Source organism: Serratia sp. Tan611 (genome assembly GCF_905188235.1).
Classification (GTDB): Bacteria; Pseudomonadota; Gammaproteobacteria; order Enterobacterales; family Enterobacteriaceae; genus Serratia_B; species Serratia_B rhizosphaerae.
On record NZ_LR994655.1, the window covers coordinates 871,721 to 892,142 of the forward strand.

Sequence of the window (20,422 nt, forward strand, 5' to 3'; positions counted from 1 at the left end):
TAATCCTAGCTTAATGAACCAGCAACCGACAATTTTATGGCGCAATTCTACTCTCCCAAACGCCGCGTGACGACCCGGCAGAACACACAAATCTTCACCGTGACGGTGAGCGACCTCGATCCCTTCGGTCAGGGTGTGGCGCGCCACAACGGTAAAGCGGTGTTTATCCCGGACGTACTGCCGGGCGAAAAGGCGGAAATTCAGCTGACGGAAAACAAGCGTCAGTTCGCCAAAGGCAAGCTGAAACGCCTGCTGAGCCGCAGCCCGCAGCGGGTGGAGCCGCGCTGTCCGCACTTCGGCGTCTGCGGCGGCTGTCAGCAGCAGCATGCGGATGAAAGCCTGCAGCAGCAGAGCAAGGCAGCGGCGCTGGAACGGATGATCGCCCGCGAAACCGGCGTCAGCGTGCCGCAGGAGGCGGTGATCGCCGGGCCGCAATACGGCTATCGCCGGCGCGCGCGTCTGGGGCTGATGTGGCAGCCGAAGCGGCAAACCCTGCAGATGGGCTTTCGTCAGGCTGGCTCCAGCGAGCTGGTGTCGGTGACTCAGTGCCCGGTGCTGGCGCCGGAGCTGGAGCGACTGCTGACGCCGCTGCGCGCCTGCCTGAGCGGGCTGCAGGCGGTGAAGCGCCTGGGGCATGCCGAACTGGTGCTGGCGGACAACGGGCCGCTGCTGGTGTTGCGGCACCTGGATGCGCTCAGGCCGGCCGACCGCGAGGCGCTGCTGACCTTCGCCCGGCAAAATGCCGTAACGATTTATTTGGCGTCGGACAGCGAACAACTGGAGAAACTGTGCGGTGATACGCCGTATTATCAGGTTGACGGGCTACGCTTAGACTTCAGTCCGCGCGACTTTATTCAGGTGAACGATGCGGTCAACCAGCAGATGGTGGCGCAGGCGCTGGAGTGGCTGGAGATTCAGCCCGACGATCGGGTGCTGGATCTGTTCTGCGGTATGGGCAATTTCACCCTGCCGCTGGCTCGGCGGGCGAAAGCGGTGGTCGGCATCGAAGGTGTTGCCACGCTGGTAGCGAATGGGCAATATAATGCACATAAGAATTTACTGAGTAATGCGTCGTTTTTTCATCAGAACCTGGAAGAAGACGTGGAGCGGCAGCCTTGGGCGCAACAGGGATTTGATAAGGTTATGTTGGATCCTGCCCGGGCGGGCGCGGCTGGAGTGATGTCACATATTGTAAAACTGGCGCCGGAGCGGGTGGTGTACGTTTCTTGTAACCCCACCACGCTGGCGCGCGACAGCAAAACGTTGCTGTCCGCCGGTTATCGTCTTGCGCGTGTGCGTATGCTGGATATGTTCCCGCACACGGGGCATCTTGAATCAATGGCGCTGTTTATCCGTCAGGAATAACGGTCGCCTGTGGTCGCTGCAAAGTAGGGAGAAGGTATGGTTGCGGTAAGAAGTGCACATTTGAACACGGCGGGTGAATTCGCTCTCGACGAGTGGCTTGCCGGTCTTGGGCTACCCAACCCACAGTCCGTTGAACGGCTGGCCGATACCTGGCGCTATTGCGAGCAACAGACCAAAGACCATCCGGACGCGCCGAAACTGCTGGGGCGCGGTCTGGAGATGGTGGAAATTCTCTCGACCCTCAGCATGGACAACGACAGCATGCGCGCCGCGCTGCTGTTCCCGCTGGCCGACGCCGGTCTGGTGCAGGAAGAGACCCTGAACGAGGCGTTCGGCAACAATATCGTCGCGCTGGTACACGGCGTGCGCGATATGGATGCGATTCGCCAGCTGAAGGCGACCCACAACGACTCGATGGGCTCCGAGCAGGTCGATAACGTGCGCCGCATGCTGTTGGCGATGGTGGAAGATTTCCGCTGCGTGGTGATCAAACTGGCGGAACGTATCGCCCACCTGCGTGAAGTGAAAGACGCGCCGGAAGATGAACGGGTGCTGGCGGCCAAGGAGTGCTCCAATATCTATGCGCCGCTGGCCAACCGCCTGGGTATCGGCCAGCTGAAGTGGGAGCTGGAGGATTTCTGCTTCCGCTACCTGCATCCGGAAGAATACAAGCGCATCGCCAAGCTGCTGCATGAACGCCGTATCGACCGCGAACAGTTTATTGATGATTTTGTTGCTTCGCTGCGCAAGGCGATGGCGGACGAAGATATTCGGGTGGAAATCTACGGCCGTCCCAAGCATATCTACAGCATCTGGCGCAAAATGCAGAAAAAGGCGCTGGCGTTCGACGAGCTGTTCGACGTGCGTGCGGTGCGCATCGTGGCCGAACGGCTGCAGGACTGCTATGCGGCGCTTGGCATTGTGCATACCCATTTCCGTCATCTGCCGGACGAGTTCGACGACTATGTCGCCAACCCGAAACCCAACGGCTATCAGTCGATCCACACCGTGGTGCTCGGCCCGCGCGGCAAAACGGTCGAGATCCAGATCCGTACCCGCCAGATGCACGAGGACGCCGAGCTGGGCGTCGCCGCGCACTGGAAATACAAAGAGGGCGCCGGTGTTACGGTGCGTTCCGGTTACGAAGAGCGCATCGCCTGGCTGCGTAAGCTGATCGCCTGGCAGGAAGAGATGGCCGACTCCGGCGAAATGCTCGACGAAGTGCGCAGCCAGGTGTTCGACGACCGGGTGTATGTGTTTACGCCGAAGGGCGACGTGGTCGACCTGCCGGCCGGCTCAACGCCGCTGGACTTTGCCTACCACATCCACAGCGACGTCGGCCACCGCTGCATCGGCGCCAAGATCGGCGGGCGCATCGTGCCGTTCACCTATCAGCTGCAGATGGGCGACCAGATTGAAATTATCACTCAGAAGCAGCCGAACCCGAGCCGCGACTGGCTGAACCCGAACCTTGGCTACGTTACCACCAGCCGCGGACGTTCGAAGATTCATAACTGGTTCCGTAAGCAGGATCGCGATAAAAACATCCTGGCCGGCCGCCAGATGCTGGACAACGAACTGGAACACCTCGGCATCAGCCTGAAAGAGGCGGAAAAACTGCTGATCCCGCGCTACAACATGAACTCGCTGGACGAAGTGCTGGCGGCGATTGGCGGCGGGGATATTCGCCTCAATCAGATGGTGAACTTCCTGCAGAGCAAGTTCAATAAGCCGAGCGCCGAAGAGCAGGATCGCGAAGCGCTGCGCCAACTGGTGCAGCACAAGGCGCCGCCGGCGACCCGCAAGAAAGACGATGGCCGGGTGGTGGTGGAGGGCGTCGGCAATCTGATGCACCACATCGCCCGCTGCTGCCAGCCGATTCCGGGCGACGATATCGTCGGCTTTATCACTCAGGGGCGCGGTATCTCCATCCACCGCGCCGATTGCGACCAGCTGACCGAACTGCAATCCCACGCGCCGGAGCGCATCGTCGACGCCGTGTGGGGGGAAAGCTATTCCAGCGGTTATTCGCTGGTGGTGCGGGTGATGGCCAACGATCGCAGCGGCCTGCTGCGTGATATCACCACCATCCTCGCCAACGAAAAGGTGAACGTGCTGGGCGTCGCCAGCCGGAGCGATACCAAAAAGCAGATGGCCACCATCGATATGGATATCGAAATCTACAACCAGCAGGTGCTGGGCCGGGTGCTGGCGAAGCTGAACCAACTGCCGGATGTGATAGATGCCAAGCGTCTGCACGGCAGCTGAATCTCCGGCGTCTTTCACACCGCCTCGTTGTTGCCGCCTAGATGTGGCGCGAAATCCATTGGGGATTCAGGTGCCTGACGTTTGGATGCGGCGCAGCTGTTGAAATACAACGCAAAACTTATTGAGCCATCAAGGAGACGGACGCCATAATGAGCGTCCGTTCTTTTTCAGAGATTTTGCCATGACTCCATCTACTCCGCTGCAGCGTCTGCTCAATATCATGAAAACGCTGCGCGACCCGCAGGCGGGCTGCCCGTGGGACCGCAAGCAAACCTTCGCCACCATCGCGCCGTATACGCTGGAAGAAACCTATGAGGTGCTGGATGCCATTGAGCGCCAGGACTACGCCGACCTGCGCGATGAGCTGGGCGATCTGCTGTTTCAGGTGGTGTTCTACGCCCAGATGGGGCAGGAGCAGGGGCTGTTTGATTTTGACGAGGTGTGCACCGCCATCAGCGACAAGCTGGAACGCCGCCACCCGCACATCTTCGGCGACGCTGACGCTGCGGACAACGCGACGATTGCGGCGCGCTGGGAGCAGCTGAAGGCCGGCGAGCGGGCAGAGAAGGCGCTGCACTCGGCGTTGGACGATATTCCCAATGCACTGCCGGCGCTGATGAAGGCGCATAAAATTCAGAAGCGCTGCGCCGCGGTAGGCTTTGACTGGCATACGCTCGGCCCGGTGCTCGACAAGGTGCATGAAGAGATTGACGAAGTGATGCACGAAGCGCAGCAGGCGGTGGTGGACCAACAAAAGCTGGAAGAGGAAATCGGCGACCTGCTGTTCGCCACGGTGAATCTGTCGCGCCATCTGGGCCACAAGGCGGAAAACGCACTGCAGGCCGCCAACCGCAAGTTCGAACGACGCTTCCGTCAGGTGGAAAGCATCATCGCGCAGCAGGGGCTGACGATGGCGGAGGCGACGTTGGAACAGATGGAAGACGCCTGGCAGCAGGTTAAGCAGCAGGAAAACTAAATGCGTTTTGCGCTGTCTGATTTAGCGTAACGGCATCCGGCGGCTTGTTTGATCGATCACAATGTTCGCTCAGGCTGAAACGGTTAAGCTTATCGTCAGTTGCGGATACGGCGCAGCGGCGCCTGCTAAAAAAGCCAACAAACTGAAATGTAAGGCGTTTTAGTGGCCCTGACGTGCGTTAATCGACGGTTTTTATCGCTAACCCTTTGTTTTAAAAGCCTACCCGGATGGCGGTAAACGGCAAAAACCTGAGGAACTCGCGGGGATGACAGAGATGATGGAGAGTAAAACGATCGTTTGTAGGTCAAGACAGGTTCGGGTATACTACTTTCCCGTCTTGGTTCTTCCATCGTCTTTAAACCTAAACTCTCAGGTTCAGCATGACAACTAATTATATTTTTGTGACCGGCGGGGTCGTATCCTCTCTGGGTAAAGGCATTGCCGCAGCCTCTCTGGCGGCTATTCTTGAAGCCCGTGGCCTCAACGTTACCATCATGAAACTGGACCCGTACATCAACGTGGATCCGGGCACCATGAGCCCGATTCAGCATGGGGAAGTTTTCGTCACCGAAGACGGCGCAGAAACCGATCTGGACTTGGGTCACTACGAGCGCTTCATCCGTACCAAAATGACGCGCCGCAACAACTTCACCACCGGCCGCATCTATTCCGACGTGCTGCGTAAAGAACGCCGCGGCGACTATCTGGGCGCGACCGTACAGGTTATTCCGCACATCACCAACGCGATCAAAGAGCGCATCATCGAAGGCGGCGAAGGCCACGACGTGGTGCTGGTGGAAATCGGCGGCACCGTCGGCGATATCGAATCACTGCCGTTCCTCGAAGCTATCCGCCAGATGGCGGTGGAAGTGGGTCGTGAGCACACGCTGTACATGCACCTGACGCTGGTGCCGTACATGGCCGCAGCCGGTGAAGTGAAAACCAAACCTACCCAGCATTCCGTTAAAGAACTGCTTTCCATCGGTATTCAGCCGGACGTGCTGATTTGCCGTTCCGATCGCGCCGTTCCGGCCAATGAACGGGCAAAAATTGCGCTGTTCTGCAACGTGCCGGAAAAAGCGGTTATCTCCCTGAAAGACGTTGATTCTATTTATAAAATCCCAGGCCTATTGAAATCTCAGGGGCTTGATGATTATATTTGTAAACGATTCAGCCTCAACGCGCCGGAAGCCAACCTGGCCGAGTGGGAGCAGGTGATTTACGAAGAAGCCAATCCGGGCGGCGAAGTGACCATCGGTATGGTCGGCAAATATATCGAACTGCCGGATGCCTATAAATCCGTGATTGAGGCGCTCAAGCACGGCGGCCTGAAAAACCGCGTTACCGTGAACATCAAGCTGATTGATTCGCAGGACGTGGAGACGCGCGGCGTGGAAGTGCTGAAAGGGCTGGATGCTATCCTTATCCCTGGCGGCTTCGGCTACCGCGGCGTGGAAGGCAAAGTGATGACCGCACGCTATGCGCGCGAGAACAATATTCCTTATCTGGGCATTTGTCTGGGTATGCAGGTGGCGCTGATGGAGTTTGCCCGTCACGTTGCGGGTATGGAAAACGCCAACTCCACCGAATTTGAGCCAGACTGTAAGTACCCGGTCGTGGCGTTGATCACCGAGTGGCGCGACGAAGACGGCAACGTCGAAATGCGCAGCGAAGAGAGCGACCTGGGCGGCACCATGCGCGTCGGCGGCCAGCAGTGTCATCTGAGCGACGACAGCCTGGTGCGTCAGCTGTACGGCGAGCCGACCATCGTCGAGCGTCACCGTCACCGTTATGAAGTTAACAATATGCTGTTGAAGCAGATTGAAGCCGCCGGGCTGCGCGTAGCCGGCCGCTCTGCGGACAACAAGTTGGTTGAAATTATCGAGCTGCCGGACCATCCATGGTTCGTCGCTTGTCAGTTCCACCCGGAATTCACTTCGACGCCGCGTGATGGGCATCCGCTGTTCGCCGGTTTTGTGAAGGCGGCGGCTGACCAGCAGAAGCGTCAGGAGAAGTAACGTTTTAGCAACAACGCGCGGTGAGAACCGCGCGTTGTTTGTCTGGAGTTTTAGTTAACTTGTGACTTGAGGAAAACCTACTATGTCCAAAATCGTTAAAGTCATCGGCCGTGAAATCATCGACTCACGCGGTAACCCAACTGTAGAAGCCGAAGTTCACCTGGAAGGCGGTTTCGTTGGTCTGGCTGCTGCGCCGTCAGGTGCTTCTACCGGTTCCCGTGAAGCGCTGGAACTGCGTGACGGTGACAAGTCTCGTTTCCTGGGTAAAGGCGTACTGAAAGCCGTTGCCGCAGTAAACGGTCCAATCGCTGAAGCCGTGGTGGGCAAAGATGCCAAAGACCAGGCTAACATCGATAAGATCATGATCGAACTGGACGGCACCGAGAACAAATCCAAGTTCGGCGCCAACGCCATTCTGGCGGTTTCCCTGGCTGCTGCTAAAGCTGCCGCTGCCTCCAAAGGCATGCCGCTGTTCGAGCACATTGCTGAACTGAACGGTACCCCAGGCAAATTCTCCATGCCTCTGCCAATGATGAACATCATCAACGGCGGTGAGCACGCTGACAACAACGTCGACATTCAGGAATTCATGATTCAGCCGGTTGGCGCGAAGACCCTGAAAGAAGCGGTGCGCATGGGCTCTGAAGTGTTCCACCACCTGGCGAAAGTGCTGAAATCCAAAGGCATGAACACCGCTGTCGGCGACGAAGGCGGCTACGCGCCAAACCTGGGCTCCAACGCTGAAGCGCTGGCGGTTATCGCGGAAGCGGTAAAAGCAGCGGGCTACGAACTGGGCAAAGACATCACCCTGGCGATGGACTGCGCAGCGTCCGAATTCTACAAAGACGGCAAGTACGTGCTGGCCGGCGAAGGCAATAAAGCCTTCACCTCTGAAGAGTTCACCCACTTCCTGGAAGAGCTGACCAAACAGTACCCGATCGTTTCCATCGAAGATGGTTTGGACGAGTCTGACTGGGACGGCTTCGCTTACCAGACCAAAGTACTGGGCGACAAAATCCAGCTGGTTGGCGACGACCTGTTCGTCACCAACACCAAGATCCTGAAAGAAGGTATCGAAAAAGGCATCGCCAACTCTATCCTGATCAAGTTCAACCAGATCGGTTCTCTGACCGAAACCCTGGCGGCGATCAAGATGGCGAAAGATGCCGGCTACACCGCGGTTATCTCTCACCGTTCCGGTGAAACCGAAGACGCGACCATCGCTGACCTGGCGGTAGGTACTGCAGCAGGCCAGATCAAAACCGGTTCTATGAGCCGTTCTGACCGCGTTGCTAAGTACAACCAGCTGATTCGTATCGAAGAAGCGCTGGGCGAGCGTGCGCCGTTCAATGGTCTGAAAGAAGTTAAAGGCCAGTAATAATCGCGAATTGTCGCGAATAATAAAAACCCGCTGCGGCGGGTTTTTTTACGCCAGTCCGCAGAGAAATTATATGCCGGTTATTTATTAATATCTCATCATTTATTTTTTCTTTTCCGGTGATATTTATTGTTAATAACCATAGCGTTAATTATTTATTCTTTTTTTGCTGGCATTATAACCTTTCATCACTAGACTTATATTCCGTAAGGATATTCTTTATCACTTTCGCCGGCCTGGCGCCGGGTTGAATGGAGATATCATGCGGAAAAGAATCGTGATTGTCGGTGGCGGCACCGGCGGCACCATGCTGGCCAACATTCTGGCGCGCAAACTACATCGTGAAATTATTAATAATAAAGTTGAGTTATTAATGATTTCTCAAACGGCGGCGCATTATTTCAAACCGGCATTTATGTATGTCGCGTTTAACGCATTTTTTAAATATGAATTAATGCGTGCGCAGCAAAGTCTGTTACGTCCGGAAATTAAATTTATTGTCGATAAAGCGGAGGGCGTTGATTTTCAGCAGCGCCGGTTATTTACCGCCAGCGGCAATAATTATGACTATGACTTTCTGGTCTTTGCCACCGGATGCCTGCCCTGGACGGAAAGAATTCCCGGGCTGGCCGAAGGCGGCGATCACTTTTATCAGTATCAGGCGGCACGCCGGCTGGCGGATAAGCTGGCGACGATTGAAAAAGGGCGCATCTTTATCACCGTCTCTTTCCCGCAGACGCCCAACGTTCCGCATCAGTGCGGCATCGCGCCGATTGAAACCACTCTGATGCTGGATGAGTACCTGCGCCAGCGCGGCGTGCGTAATCAGATAGAGATAATTTATACCTACCCGACCATTTCCCAGCTGCTGCGTAACTGTCTGTTTTTACAGCGTCCTACCGGCGAAGCGCTGCCGGAAATTTTTGCCGCGCGCGGCATTAAGCACCAGCGCGGCTTTACCCTGAATCAGGTGGATGCCGGGCGGCGCATCGCCTATTCCGCCGAGGGAGATGAACAACCGTTCGACATCCTGATGGCGACACCGCCGATTCGCGCGGTGGAAATGGTGCGCAATACCGGCCTGAGCGATATCGATAACGGCGAAGGATGGCTGCCGACTGACCCGCAGACGCTGCAGGTTTACGACCAGCGGGGGGTATATGTGATCGGCGATACGGTCGACCTGCCGATCAGCAAGGCGGGCGGCTCCTGCCACAATCAGGCGCCGGTGATCGCCGACAATATCGTGGCGGAGATGCAGCTGGGCCATCCGGTGCGCCATTACGACGGCAAGGTGCAGGCGGTGGCGCAGTTCGGCCTGAGCAGCGGTATGCCGCTGGTGTATGACTATCGTCATGACGTCGTGCCAACCCCGGCCACCAAACTGGGCGGTATGTTACGCAACGGCGTGAACCGCGGTCTGTACTGGGCTGCGGTGCGCGGTCTGATATAACGGAGTGGAGCATGGAAAACACGCAGACTGAGGCGCTGGCGGCGCTGATGGAAAAACTGTCCCCGTTGCTGGCGAGCGGCCGGCTGAATAACGTGGTCGACGCGCTCTCGCTTACCTCGGATTTGATTGACATGGCGGATAGCGCGCTGGTCGAGAAGCTGGCCGCAGTATTTGAAGACCTGACCAGCGCCGGCTGGGAAGGGGGGACGGCGCTGAAAATGGCCTATAGCGAACTGCAGCAGAATGAGCAGCCGGCGACTTTGCGCGGGCTGTACGCACTGTTGCGTCAGCCGGAAACGCTGCTCGGGCTGATGTTGGTATTGCGCACTCTGAATATTATCGGCGGACGCATGCGCGCCGCGAGCCTACCGGCGGATGTCACACCGGAATAATCGTCACCATCCATATCAAGGAGTCACTATGTCGTCAGCAAGCAAGCAGGCTTTCGCCACGCGGGCCATCCACCATGGTTATGACCCGCAGCAGTATCATGGCGCACTGTGCCCGCCGGTGTTTATGAGCTCCACCTTTACTTTCCCGTCGGCGGAATACGGCGGCGCCTGTTTTGCCGGCACCGAACCCGGCTATTTCTACTCGCGCATCGCCAATCCGACGCTTAACCTGCTGGAACAGCGTATCGCCAATCTGGAGGGCGGCGAAGCGGCGGTGGCGTTTTCATCCGGCATGGGGGCGGTGACGGCCTGCTGCTGGACTCTGCTCGGGCCGGGCGATGAGCTGATTGTGGATGAAACGCTGTACGGCTGCACCTTCAGCTACTTCCATCACGGGCTGGAGCGTTTCGGCGTCAAGGTGACCCACGTCGATATGACGCAGCCAGAGGCGCTGGCGGCGGCGATCGGGCCGCGCACCCGGCTGGTGTATTGTGAAACGCCGGCCAACCCCAATATGCGGTTGGTGGACATTGCGGCGGTGGCGGCGATTACCCACCGGCATGCGGCGCTGCTGCTGGTGGATAATACCTACTGTACGCCTTATCTGCAGCAGCCGCTGGCGCTGGGGGCGGATATCGTCCTGCACTCGGCGACCAAGTACCTTGGCGGGCACGGCGATTTGCTGGCCGGGGTGGTGGTGACCCGCGCCGAGCTGGCGCAGGATATCCGCCTGATCGGCCTGAAGGATATGAACGGCGCGGTGCTGTCGGCGCAGGATGCGGCGCTGCTGCTGCGCGGGCTGAAAACCCTGCCGCTGCGGATGGAGCGCCACTGCGACACCGCGCAACGCCTCGCAGAAATGCTGGCGCGGCATCCGGCGGTCGAGCGGGTTTATTATCCGGGGCTGCCGGCCTTCCGGCAGTACCAACTGGCGCAGCGGCAGATGGCGCGCCCGGGCGGCATGATTGCCTTTGAGCTGAAGGGCGGCATGGCGGCGGGCATCCGTTTCCTCAATGCGCTGCAGCTGATTCTGCGGGCGGTCAGCCTGGGAGATTGTGAATCATTGGCGGAGCATCCGGCCAGTATGACGCATTCGGCCTATAGCGAAGAGGAGCGCCACCGTCACCATATCAGCGACGGATTGATCCGGCTTTCCGCCGGGCTGGAAGACGCCGACGATCTGCTGGCGGATATCGAGCAGGCGCTGGCGCAATAAGGCGGGCCGGCAGGTGAAAGTAACAGGCCCACGCGGTAACCGGTGGGCCTTGTGCGTCAGGTTAAGGTGGGAGCAATCTCGGCCAGCGCGCGTTCATCAGCAATTAACGCCGCGCTGAGGGCGATATCCGGCGCGAGCCAGCGGTCCTGGTGATACGGGGCGATGTTTTGCCGCAGATAGCGCCAGGCGCGCCCCGTCCCGTCGCCGAAGCGGCAAGGGGTTAGGAATTCGAACGCCTGGGCTGCCAGCAGGTATTCAATGGCCAGAACCTGCTGGCAGTTCGCCAGCATCTGATGCACGCGTAACGCGGCGCTAGTGCCAAGGCTGAGGTGATCCTCCTGCAGTGCTGAGGTGACGTAATTATCCACGCTGCAGGGCTGGGCCAGCTGGCGGTTCTGCGCACAGAGTGAAGCGGCGACGTATTGCGCGATCATCATGCCGGAATTGACGCCGGGTTCGCTGACTAAGAATGCCGGCAGGCCGCTGACCAGCGGATTGACCAGCCTGTCGATGCGCCGTTCCGCAATACCGCCCAGTTCGGCGATGGCGATGGCCAGCAGGTCAGCGGCCATCGCCACGGACTCGCCGTGGGGGTTGGCCTGCGATACGACGCGGTAGCATTCCGGCGTGCCGAGCAGCTGCGGGTTATCGGTAGCGCCGTTCAGTTCGCATTCAATCTGTTGCGTGGCGTGCGCCAACTGATCGCGGCAGGCGCCGTGGACCTGCGGTATGGCGCGCAGGCTTAGTGCGTCTTGCGTGCGGATGCCTTCGCTGGCGGCAATCAGCTCACTGTTCGCCAGCAATGCGCGCAGGTTACCGCCGACCTGTTGCATACCGGGGTGAGGCTTGAGTGCCAGGATCTCGGCGTCGAAGGCGGCGATCTGCCCGCGCAGCGCCTCGAAGCTCATGGCGCCCAGCACGTCGGCCCAGCGCGCCAGCCGCCAGGCATCGGCGAGCGCCAGGCAGGCAAGACCGGTCATACATGGCGTGCCGTTCACCAGACACAGTCCGTCTTTGGCGCCGAGCGACGGCTGCTCGAGCCCTTCGGCGGCGAATGCCTGGGCGGCGGAGACGAGCTGCCCGCGGTAGCTGACCTGTCCCATGCCCAGTAAGCTTACGCCGACATGCGCCATATGCGTCAGGTAGCCGACGGAGCCTTGTGAAGGCACCTGCGGCGTAATGCCCCGGTTAAGCAACGCCAGCAGCGTCTCCACGACGTGACGTTGAATCCCCGACTTGCCGTGGCTGTAGTTGACGATGGCGCAGCAGATAATCGCCCGCGTCTGCGGCACGCTGAGCGGTTCGCCGACGCCGCAGGCATGGCTCATCAGCGTGTTGCGCGACAGTTGCGCCAGCTGTTCGCCGTGCAGCGCCTGATTGCATAAGGCACCAAGCCCGGTGTTGACGCCGTAGGCGCGCTGTTCACCGGCGACGATATGCGTCACGATGGCCTGAGCGTTTTCGATCCGCCGCCAGGCGTTCTCGGTGAGGGCCAGCCGTGCGCCATCGCGGGCGACGGCGAAGACATCCTGCCAGCGCACGGGCTGGCTGCCGATCTCCACAACGGAAATATCATGCATGGCGGTATCCTCAGGCGCTGACCATGATATGCGGACGGGGTTTGTGCATATTTTCATCCAGGGCCAGCCGGCGCTGGACGAAGCGATTGACGTATTCGTCCGCCGGCTTACTCAGGATTTCCTGCGGCGTGCCGACCTGGATCAGGCGGCCGTCTTTCAGGATGGCGATGCGGTTGCCGATGCGCACCGCCTCGTCCAGATCGTGGGTGATAAAGACCAGCGTCTTGTGCAGATCTTTTTGCAGGGCCAGCAGCTGATCCTGCATTTCGGCGCGAATCAGCGGGTCGAGCGCGCTGAAGGCCTCATCCAGCAGGATAATATCGGTATCGGTCGCCAAGGCGCGCGCCAGACCGACGCGCTGACGCATACCGCCGGACAGCTGATGCGGATAGGATTTCTCGTATCCCGCTAACCCGACGGTATCAATCCAGTGGCGGGCGCGATCCTGATAGGCCTCTTTTTTGCCGCCGCGGATTTTCAGGCCATAGCTGACGTTTTCCAGCACCGTTTTATGCGGCAGCAGGCCGAAACTCTGAAAGACCATGCTGATTTGATGACGACGAAAATGCTCGAGCTGTTTTTCGTCGTAACGCAGAATGTCTTCACCGTCGATCAGGATTTCTCCGCTGGTGGGTTCGATCAGCCGGTTGATATGGCGCACCAGGGTGGATTTTCCAGAACCGGACAGCCCCATGATGACGAATATCTCGCCGGCTTTGATCGACAGGGAAAGATCGTGCACGCCGATCACGCAGCCGGTTTCCGCCTGCACTTCCTGCTTGGTTTTCCCCTGCCGGCTCAGCGCCAGCGCCGCTGCGGTCTTATGGCCGAAGATCTTGTAGACGTTTTTGATATCGATTTTGTTCATCATCATTACCCCGCAACCACGGCTGAGCGGCCATAGGCCTGAGTTATACGGTCAATCACCACCGCGAGAATCACTATGGCCAACCCGGCCTCCAGCCCCATGCCGACGTTTAACGTCTGAATGCCGACCAGCACGTCTTCCCCTAGCCCGCGGGCGCCGATCATGGAGGCCACCACCACCATCGACAGCGACATCATCGTGGTCTGATTGATGCCGGCCATAATGCTTGGCATCGCCAGCGGCAGCTGTACGCCGAAGAGTTTTTGCCAGCGGTTGGCGCCGAACGCGGTGGCGGACTCCATCACTTCGGCATCGACCTGACGAATGCCTAAATCCGTCAGGCGGATCAGCGGCGGCGTGGCGTAGATCACCGTGGCGAGAATCGCGGGGACTTTACCCAGCCCGAACAGCATCAGCACCGGGATCAGGTAGACAAAGCTGGGCATGGTTTGCATCACGTCCATCAAAGGCATCATCACGGCCCGCACGCGGTTGCTGCGGGCGGCCAGAATACCCAGCGGAATGCCGATCATGACGGCAAGCAGCGTGGCGACCAACACCAGCGCCAGCGTCAGCATTAATTTATCCCACAGTCCGGCGGCGCCGACCAGCAGAGTCAGGCCGACCATTACCGCCGTCGGCAGCCAGCGGCGCGTGGCATGCCAGCTCAGCAAGCCGACGATCGCCAGCATCAGCCACCAGGGCGTCATGCGTAGCAGGCTCTCCAATTGGATGACGACCCACAGCAGGTTGTCGGAAATAGCGCGGAAGGTATCGCCGTAATTGTTGACCAGGGTTTCAACCCAGCCGTTGATCCAATCGGCAATCGAGAAGGTAAAGCGTTCTGGAAACATGGTTAGCCCCTGTCTGAGCGCGGGGCCGGATGGCCCCGATGGTTATCGGTTTGACTGTGTTACAAGGACGCCTGAATTTTCTTCGCGGCGTCGTCGCTTACCCACTTTTGCCAAATTTCCGGATGCTGTTTGAAGAACGCCTGCGCCAGTTTTTCTGAGCTGATGCGCTTTTGTTTCATCAGCGCCAGATTCTGATTCAACAGATCCAGCGGCAGGTTTACCTTGCTCAACACCGTAACCAGTTCCGGCGCTTGCTGATTGAAGACCTGAGACAGGCCGACTTTGATATGAATTTGCTTATCCGCGCCTGGCTCCTCCAGTTTGACCAGATCGAGCTGGCCCATCATCGGCGTTGGCGACCAGTAGTAGAACAGAATGGGTTCGCCGCGGCGGTAGCCGGATAAAATCGCCGTATCCAGCGCCGGGCCGGTGCCGGGGCGGAAATTGGTGAACTTGTCGTCCAGCTTGAATTTTTTCAGGATGGCGGTGTTGTCCAATTCGCAGGTCCAGCCGGCGGGGCAGTTATAGAAACGACCTTTATCGGGTTCCTCCTGATCGCGGAACAGTGAGGCGTATTGGGTCAAATCCGCAATACTTTTCAGGTTCGGCGCCGCCGGTTTGATACCGCGCTTGGCATCGCCCGCGATCACATAGCGCGGAACGTACCAGCCTTCTTCAGCGCCGACGATGGGGGCGCCGACGCTGACCACCTTGCCGGCCGCTTCGGCCTTTTTCCAGACCTCGCTGCGGCCAATCCACTCTTCGGCAAACACCTGAATATCATCCGTGCTGACCGCCTGTTCCATCGTGATCGAGTTGCCCGGCAGGGTGTCGGTTTTACAGTCGTAACCCTTTTGTAGTACGTATTGCATGATATCGGTCAGGAGCATGCCGCTTTCCCAGTTCAGACCGGCGAACTTGACCGGTTTACCGGTTTCGCACCAGCCGGCGGCGTTGGCGCCGCCGCTGGCCAGTGCCAGTCCAAGTGTGATAAGCGGCAGCCGCAGTGTTTTCACCAACCCCGATGTTGTTGTTTGCATAGCAGTATTTCCCCGTTGTGTAGAGGGTAACGAATAAAGGCCCGGGAACGGCGGGCCTGATGACTACATATTCTGGGAGAGGGTCGCGACGGGTGAACCCCCGCCTTTTTTGCGCACCCACAGCCAGTAGGCCAGCGTGAGCAGTGCCACCCAGGCCAGTCCGACATACAGCGCGATGCGGCTCTCCTCAAAGTAACCGAGCAGGCCGATGACAAACACCATAAACGCCGTCGCCAGCGCCGGTGCGACCGGCCACCACGGCACCGGGAAGCTCAGCGCGGCGGCTTCCTCTTTGCTGATGGTGCGGCGCATCACAATCTGCGACAGCAGGATCATCAGCCACACCCACACGGTAGCGAAGGTGGCGATGGAGGCGATGATCATAAAGATCTGTTTCGGGATCAGGTAGTTGAGCACCACGCCGACCAGCAGGGCGATCGCCATCACCAGCACTGTCATCCAGGGAACGCCGTTGTCGGTCAGTTTGGTGAAACTTTTCGGCGCCTGGCCCTCCTGCGCCATGCCGTACATCATGCGTCCGGCGCCGAAGATATCGCTGTTGATGGCGGAAATAGCGGCGGTGATCACCACCACGTTCAGCAGGTTGGCGGCCGATTCAATGCCCAGGCTGCTGAAGATCTCGACAAACGGGCTGCCGTTCTGGCCGATGCTGTTCCACGGATAGATCGCCATCAGCACCATCAGCGTCAGCACGTAAAACAGCAGGATGCGCAGCGGGACGGCGTTAATCGCCTTTGGCAGCACCTTGGCGGGATCCTTCGCTTCACTGGCGGTGATGCCGATAATTTCAATGCCGCCGAAGGCGAACATCACCACCGCCAGCGAGGCCACCACGCCGCCGAAGCCGTTAGGCATAAAGCCTCCGTGCTGCCATAAATTACTGAGGCCGGTGGCCTGCTGGGCCTGGCCGAAGCCAAACATCATCACCGCCGCGCCGCCGATAATCATGGCGACGATCGCCGCTACTTTGATCAGCGACAGCCAGAATTCCATTTCGCCGAATACTTTTACGCTGCACATATTCAGTGCGCCGATAAAGAGGATGATACTCAGCACCCAGACCCACTGGGCGACGTCCGGGAACCACAGCCCCATATAGATGCCGAAGGCGGTGACGTCGGCCAGCGCGACGATCACCATTTCAAAGGTATAGGTCCAGCCGGTGAGAAAACCGGCCAGCGGGCCGAGGTAACGGCTGGCGTAATGGCCGAACGAGCCGGAAACCGGCTGATGCACCGCCATCTCTCCCAGCGCGCGCATCACCATAAACACCGCCGCGCCGCCCACCAGATAGGCCAGCAGGACCGCCGGGCCGGCCAGCTGGATGGCGCCAGCGGAGCCATAAAACAGGCCGGTGCCGATCGCCGAACCCAATGCCATAAACCGAATATGTCGCGCGTTAAGTCCGCGTCTGAGTTGTGTTGTGTCGCTACGCATGTTGCTTCCCGTTGTTGTTGTTTTGCGAAACAGGTACATGCTGCCCGCGCCGGGTGAAACGTACCCGGCGGGGCAGAACAAACTGCGTGGTCAGTATGTGGTTATGCCAGACTTGGCAGCAGCGCCGCAGGCAGCAGCGCTGTCAGGTGACGGGCCGCCAACAGCTGGCTGGCCGCTTCAATATCAGGGGCGAAGAAACGATCCTGATCGTAATGGCTGACCTGCTCGCGCAGCAGACGGCGCGCCTGCTCCAGCCCTTCGCTGGTGTGCAGCCCTTCGCGCAGATCCAGACCCTGGCAGGCGGCCAACCATTCGACCGCCAGAATGCCGCGCACGTTGTCGGCCATTTCCCACAGGCGACGCCCGGCGGCCGGCGCCATGGAGACGTGGTCTTCCTGGTTGGCGGAGGTTGGGATACTGTCGACGCTGGCCGGGTGCGCCAGCGCTTTGTTCTCACTGGCCAGCGCCGCAGCGGTCACCTGCGCGATCATAAAGCCGGAGTTAACGCCGCCATTTTTCACCAGGAACGGCGGCAACTGCGACATATGCTTATCCATCAGCAGTGAGATGCGGCGTTCGGACAGCGAGCCGATTTCGGCGAACGCCAGCGCCAGATTATCCGCGGCCATCGCCACCGGTTCGGCGTGGAAGTTGCCGCCGGACAGCACGTCGCCCTGCTCGGCGAACACCAGCGGGTTATCGGACACCGCGTTGGCTTCGACTGCCAGAATCTCGCTGGCCTGACGAATTTGCGTCAGGCAGGCGCCCATCACCTGCGGTTGACAGCGTAGTGAGTAGGGATCCTGCACTTTTTCACAGTTGCGGTGCGAGTCGGACACTTCGCTGCGTTCGCCCAGCAGGTGGCGATAGGCCGCCGCCGCGTCGATCTGGCCGCGCTGGCCGCGAACCTCGTGAATGCGCGGATCGAACGGGCTGCGCGAACCCAGCGCCGCCTCTACGCTCAGGCTGCCGCAGACCGTGGCGGCGGCGTAGAGATCTTCCGCCTCAAACAGGCCGCGCAGTGCGAAAGCGGTGGACACCTGGGTGCCGTTCAGCAGGGCCAGCCCCTCTTTGGCCGCCAACTGCAGCGGCTTCAGACCGGCTTTCGCCAGCGCGTCGCCGGCAGACAGCCACTCGCCCTGATGGCGCGCTTTGCCTTCCCCCAGTAGCAGCAGGCTCATGTGCGCCAGCGGCGCCAAATCGCCGGAGGCGCCTACCGAGCCTTTCAGCGGGATATGCGGATAGACCTCGGCGTTAACCAGCGCCATCAGCGCCTGCAGCACCTCCAGGCGGATGCCGGAGAAACCGCGCGACAGGCTGTTGATTTTCAGCACCATAATCAGGCGCACCAGGCTGTCGTCGGTCGGTGCGCCGACGCCGGCGGCGTGGGACAGCACGATGGAGCGCTGCAGATTTTCCAGATCGTCCCGGGCGATGCGGGTCGAGGCCAGCAGGCCAAAGCCGGTGTTGATGCCGTAGGTGGTGCGGTTCTCCTCGACGATGCGTTCAACGCAGGCGACGCTCTGCTCGATGGCGGCGTAAGCGTTGTCATCCAGGGTTAATTTGACCGGATGGTGATACACGTCGCGCAGTTCGGCGAGCGTCAGTTTACCAGGGCGGATAGTGAGAGTTTTCATGCTTTTTTCCCCTGAGTGGCGGCAACCATTGGCAGGTTCAGACCCTGCTCGCGGGCGCAGTCGATGGCAATATCGTAACCCGCATCGGCATGGCGCATCACGCCGGTCGCCGGATCGTTGTGCAGAACACGGGCAATACGTTCGGCGGCTTCGTCGCTGCCGTCGCAGACGATCACCATGCCGGAGTGTTGTGAGAAGCCCATGCCGACGCCGCCGCCGTGGTGCAGGGAAACCCAGGTGGCGCCGCTGGCGGTGTTCAGCAGGGCGTTGAGCAGCGGCCAGTCGGACACGGCGTCGGAACCGTCCTGCATCGCTTCGGTTTCACGGTTCGGGCTGGCGACCGAACCGGAGTCCAGGTGATCGCGGCCGATGACGATCGGCGCTGACAGTTCGCCGCGGCGTACCATTTCGTTAAACGCCAGGCCCAGCTTGGCGCGCTGGCCCAGGCCGACCCAGCAGATGCGCGCCGGCAGGCCCTGGAAGCTGATGCGCTCACGCGCCATATCCAGCCAGCGGTGCAGGTGTTCGTCGTCGGGGATCAGCTCCTTGACCATCGCGTCGGTCTTGTAGATATCCTGCGGGTCGCCGGACAGCGCAGCCCAGCGGAACGGCCCGATGCCGCGGCAGAACAGCGGACGAATGTAGGCCGGCACAAAGCCCGGGAAGTCGAAGGCGTTGTCGACGCCCATTTCTTTGGCCATCTGACGGATGTTGTTGCCGTAGTCAAAGGTCGGGATACCCATCTGCTGGAACGCCAGCATTGCCTTGACGTGTTCCGCCATCGAATTTTTGGCGGCCTTCACTACCACCGCCGGCTCGCGTTGGGCGCGTTCACGATACTCTTCCCAGCTCCAGCCCTGCGGCAGGTAACCGTTGAGCGGATCGTGGGCGCTGGTCTGGTCGGTAACCATATCCGGGCGTACGCCGCGTTTGACCAGTTCCGGCAGAACATCTGCGGCGTTGGCGCACAGCGCGACGGAGATTGCCTTGCCCTCGGCGGTATAGCGCTTGATGCGCGCCAGCGCGTCATCCAGATCGCTGGCCTGTTCGTCGACGTAGCGGGTCTTCAGGCGGAAATCGATGCGGCTCTGCTGGCATTCGATATTCAGCGAGCAGGCGCCGGCCAGCGTGGCCGCCAGCGGCTGCGCGCCGCCCATGCCGCCCAGACCGGCGGTCAGCACCCAGCGGCCCTGCAGGTTGCCGTCGTAGTGCTGGCGGCCGGCTTCGACGAAGGTTTCGTAGGTGCCCTGCACGATGCCCTGGCTGCCGATATAAATCCAGCTGCCGGCGGTCATCTGGCCGTACATCGCCAGCCCTTTGGCGTCCAGTTCGTTAAAGTGTTCCCAGGTGGCCCAGTGCGGCACCAGGTTGGAGTTGGCGATCAGTACGCGCGGCGCGTTGCTGTGGGTTTTGAACACGCCGACCGGCTTACCGGACTGCACCAGCAGCGTTTCGTCTTCTTCCAGCGTTTTCAGGGTTTCGACGATTTTGTCGTAGCAGTCCCAGTCGCGGGCGGCGCGGCCGATGCCGCCGTAAACCACCAGCTCATGCGGGTTTTCTGCAACTTCCGGATCGAGGTTGTTCATCAGCATGCGCAGCGGCGCTTCGGTCAGCCAGCTTTTTGCGTTTAATTGTGTGCCGCGAGGCGCGCGTACATCGACATTGCGAACTTTGTTATTTGCAGTCACAGCTCTTTCCTCAACTTGAAGTGTGGCAATTCAATCGGTGTGAATTGATGGCGTCGTTGCCTGCCCATCATGTCTGAATCGGGCGTCAGGTTTTATTAACATATACTTGTATGTACAAGCATATGCAATAGGGAATCAATTAACCGCTAAAATGGCATAAGTAAAAGTTATTTTTGTTTTTAATCATGTGGTTATTGTTTTGTTGGTTCGGTGTGGGGAAGAAAATAAGGC

The 20,422-nt window shown here is 59.5% G+C and carries 15 protein-coding genes; 8 read left to right on the plus strand and 7 right to left on the minus strand.

Going from position 1 to position 20,422, the window contains the following annotated elements; all coding sequences use genetic code 11:
• Positions 1-36: 36 nt before the first annotated feature.
• From rlmD to TAN611_RS04030, 8 genes are all read left to right on the plus strand, one after another.
• A complete protein-coding gene (rlmD, locus tag TAN611_RS03995; RefSeq protein WP_203067310.1) occupies positions 37-1,365 on the plus strand; it encodes a 23S rRNA (uracil(1939)-C(5))-methyltransferase RlmD in 1,329 nt (442 codons plus the stop codon).
• 36 nt (positions 1,366-1,401) lie between these two features.
• Positions 1,402-3,633 (plus strand): GTP diphosphokinase, encoded by a 2,232-nt coding sequence (gene relA / locus TAN611_RS04000; protein WP_160028317.1) that lies wholly within the window; start codon positions 1,402-1,404, stop codon positions 3,631-3,633.
• A 181-nt stretch (positions 3,634-3,814) separates the two neighbouring features.
• Positions 3,815-4,609 (plus strand): nucleoside triphosphate pyrophosphohydrolase, encoded by a 795-nt coding sequence (mazG, locus tag TAN611_RS04005; protein WP_197951279.1) that lies wholly within the window; start codon positions 3,815-3,817, stop codon positions 4,607-4,609.
• A gap of 380 nt (positions 4,610-4,989) precedes the next feature.
• On the plus strand, positions 4,990-6,627 hold the full coding sequence (gene pyrG / locus TAN611_RS04010) for a glutamine hydrolyzing CTP synthase (RefSeq protein ID WP_105229806.1): 1,638 nt from the start codon (positions 4,990-4,992) through the stop codon (positions 6,625-6,627).
• 82 nt (positions 6,628-6,709) lie between these two features.
• Positions 6,710-8,005, plus strand: a complete 1,296-nt coding sequence (gene eno, locus TAN611_RS04015) for a phosphopyruvate hydratase (RefSeq protein ID WP_105229807.1) — start codon at positions 6,710-6,712, stop codon at positions 8,003-8,005.
• A gap of 262 nt (positions 8,006-8,267) precedes the next feature.
• Complete coding sequence (locus TAN611_RS04020; protein ID WP_111737713.1) at positions 8,268-9,458, plus strand: NAD(P)/FAD-dependent oxidoreductase; 1,191 nt, start codon at positions 8,268-8,270, stop codon at positions 9,456-9,458.
• 11 nt (positions 9,459-9,469) lie between these two features.
• Positions 9,470-9,850: a hypothetical protein gene (locus TAN611_RS04025; RefSeq protein ID WP_105229809.1), complete on the plus strand. Its 381-nt coding sequence runs from the start codon at positions 9,470-9,472 to the stop codon at positions 9,848-9,850.
• Between the two features lie 28 nt (positions 9,851-9,878).
• Entirely contained in the window at positions 9,879-11,066 is a 1,188-nt protein-coding gene (locus tag TAN611_RS04030) for a methionine gamma-lyase (RefSeq protein ID WP_203067311.1), read from the plus strand.
• Between the two features lie 56 nt (positions 11,067-11,122).
• Here TAN611_RS04030 and hutH (TAN611_RS04035) read toward each other — a convergent pair whose 3' ends face one another.
• The 7 genes from hutH (TAN611_RS04035) to hutU all read right to left on the minus strand — a co-directional run bounded on the left by hutH (TAN611_RS04035) (position 11,123) and on the right by hutU (position 20,191).
• The gene (gene hutH / locus TAN611_RS04035; protein WP_203067312.1) at positions 11,123-12,646 is read right to left on the minus strand and encodes a histidine ammonia-lyase; all 1,524 of its coding nucleotides are present in this window, start codon (positions 12,644-12,646) and stop codon (positions 11,123-11,125) included.
• Between the two features lie 10 nt (positions 12,647-12,656).
• Positions 12,657-13,520 carry a glycine betaine/L-proline ABC transporter ATP-binding protein gene (locus tag TAN611_RS04040; protein ID WP_238404507.1) on the minus strand — a complete coding sequence of 288 codons (864 nt, stop codon included), beginning with the start codon at positions 13,518-13,520 and terminating at the stop codon, positions 12,657-12,659.
• Complete coding sequence (locus TAN611_RS04045; RefSeq protein ID WP_054305148.1) at positions 13,520-14,368, minus strand: proline/glycine betaine ABC transporter permease; 849 nt, start codon at positions 14,366-14,368, stop codon at positions 13,520-13,522. The genes TAN611_RS04040 and TAN611_RS04045 overlap by 1 nt, the downstream gene beginning before the upstream one ends.
• 59 nt (positions 14,369-14,427) lie before the next feature.
• Complete coding sequence (locus TAN611_RS04050) at positions 14,428-15,408, minus strand: ABC transporter substrate-binding protein (protein WP_061324952.1); 981 nt, start codon at positions 15,406-15,408, stop codon at positions 14,428-14,430.
• 63 nt (positions 15,409-15,471) lie between these two features.
• Positions 15,472-16,866: an amino acid permease gene (locus TAN611_RS04055; RefSeq protein ID WP_203067313.1), complete on the minus strand. Its 1,395-nt coding sequence runs from the start codon at positions 16,864-16,866 to the stop codon at positions 15,472-15,474.
• A 101-nt stretch (positions 16,867-16,967) separates the two neighbouring features.
• Positions 16,968-18,503 carry a histidine ammonia-lyase gene (gene hutH, locus TAN611_RS04060; protein ID WP_105229812.1) on the minus strand — a complete coding sequence of 512 codons (1,536 nt, stop codon included), beginning with the start codon at positions 18,501-18,503 and terminating at the stop codon, positions 16,968-16,970.
• Entirely contained in the window at positions 18,500-20,191 is a 1,692-nt protein-coding gene (gene hutU, locus TAN611_RS04065; RefSeq protein WP_105229813.1) for a urocanate hydratase, read from the minus strand. The genes hutH (TAN611_RS04060) and hutU overlap by 4 nt, the downstream gene beginning before the upstream one ends.
• Between the last annotated feature and the right edge of the window lie 231 nt (positions 20,192-20,422).

What these genes read in the sequence shown, in the direction of transcription:
- rlmD (WP_203067310.1), top strand. Translation starts at nt 37, where the DNA reads ATGGCGCAATTCTACTCTCCCAAACGCCGCGTGACGACCCGGCAGAAC.
- relA (WP_160028317.1), top strand. Translation starts at nt 1,402, where the DNA reads ATGGTTGCGGTAAGAAGTGCACATTTGAACACGGCGGGTGAATTCGCT.
- mazG (WP_197951279.1), top strand. Translation starts at nt 3,815, where the DNA reads ATGACTCCATCTACTCCGCTGCAGCGTCTGCTCAATATCATGAAAACG.
- pyrG (WP_105229806.1), top strand. Translation starts at nt 4,990, where the DNA reads ATGACAACTAATTATATTTTTGTGACCGGCGGGGTCGTATCCTCTCTG.
- eno (WP_105229807.1), top strand. Translation starts at nt 6,710, where the DNA reads ATGTCCAAAATCGTTAAAGTCATCGGCCGTGAAATCATCGACTCACGC.
- TAN611_RS04020 (WP_111737713.1), top strand. Translation starts at nt 8,268, where the DNA reads ATGCGGAAAAGAATCGTGATTGTCGGTGGCGGCACCGGCGGCACCATG.
- TAN611_RS04025 (WP_105229809.1), top strand. Translation starts at nt 9,470, where the DNA reads ATGGAAAACACGCAGACTGAGGCGCTGGCGGCGCTGATGGAAAAACTG.
- TAN611_RS04030 (WP_203067311.1), top strand. Translation starts at nt 9,879, where the DNA reads ATGTCGTCAGCAAGCAAGCAGGCTTTCGCCACGCGGGCCATCCACCAT.
- hutH (WP_203067312.1), bottom strand. Translation starts at nt 12,646, where the DNA reads ATGCATGATATTTCCGTTGTGGAGATCGGCAGCCAGCCCGTGCGCTGG.
- TAN611_RS04040 (WP_238404507.1), bottom strand. Translation starts at nt 13,520, where the DNA reads ATGATGATGAACAAAATCGATATCAAAAACGTCTACAAGATCTTCGGC.
- TAN611_RS04045 (WP_054305148.1), bottom strand. Translation starts at nt 14,368, where the DNA reads ATGTTTCCAGAACGCTTTACCTTCTCGATTGCCGATTGGATCAACGGC.
- TAN611_RS04050 (WP_061324952.1), bottom strand. Translation starts at nt 15,408, where the DNA reads ATGCAAACAACAACATCGGGGTTGGTGAAAACACTGCGGCTGCCGCTT.
- TAN611_RS04055 (WP_203067313.1), bottom strand. Translation starts at nt 16,866, where the DNA reads ATGCGTAGCGACACAACACAACTCAGACGCGGACTTAACGCGCGACAT.
- hutH (WP_105229812.1), bottom strand. Translation starts at nt 18,503, where the DNA reads ATGAAAACTCTCACTATCCGCCCTGGTAAACTGACGCTCGCCGAACTG.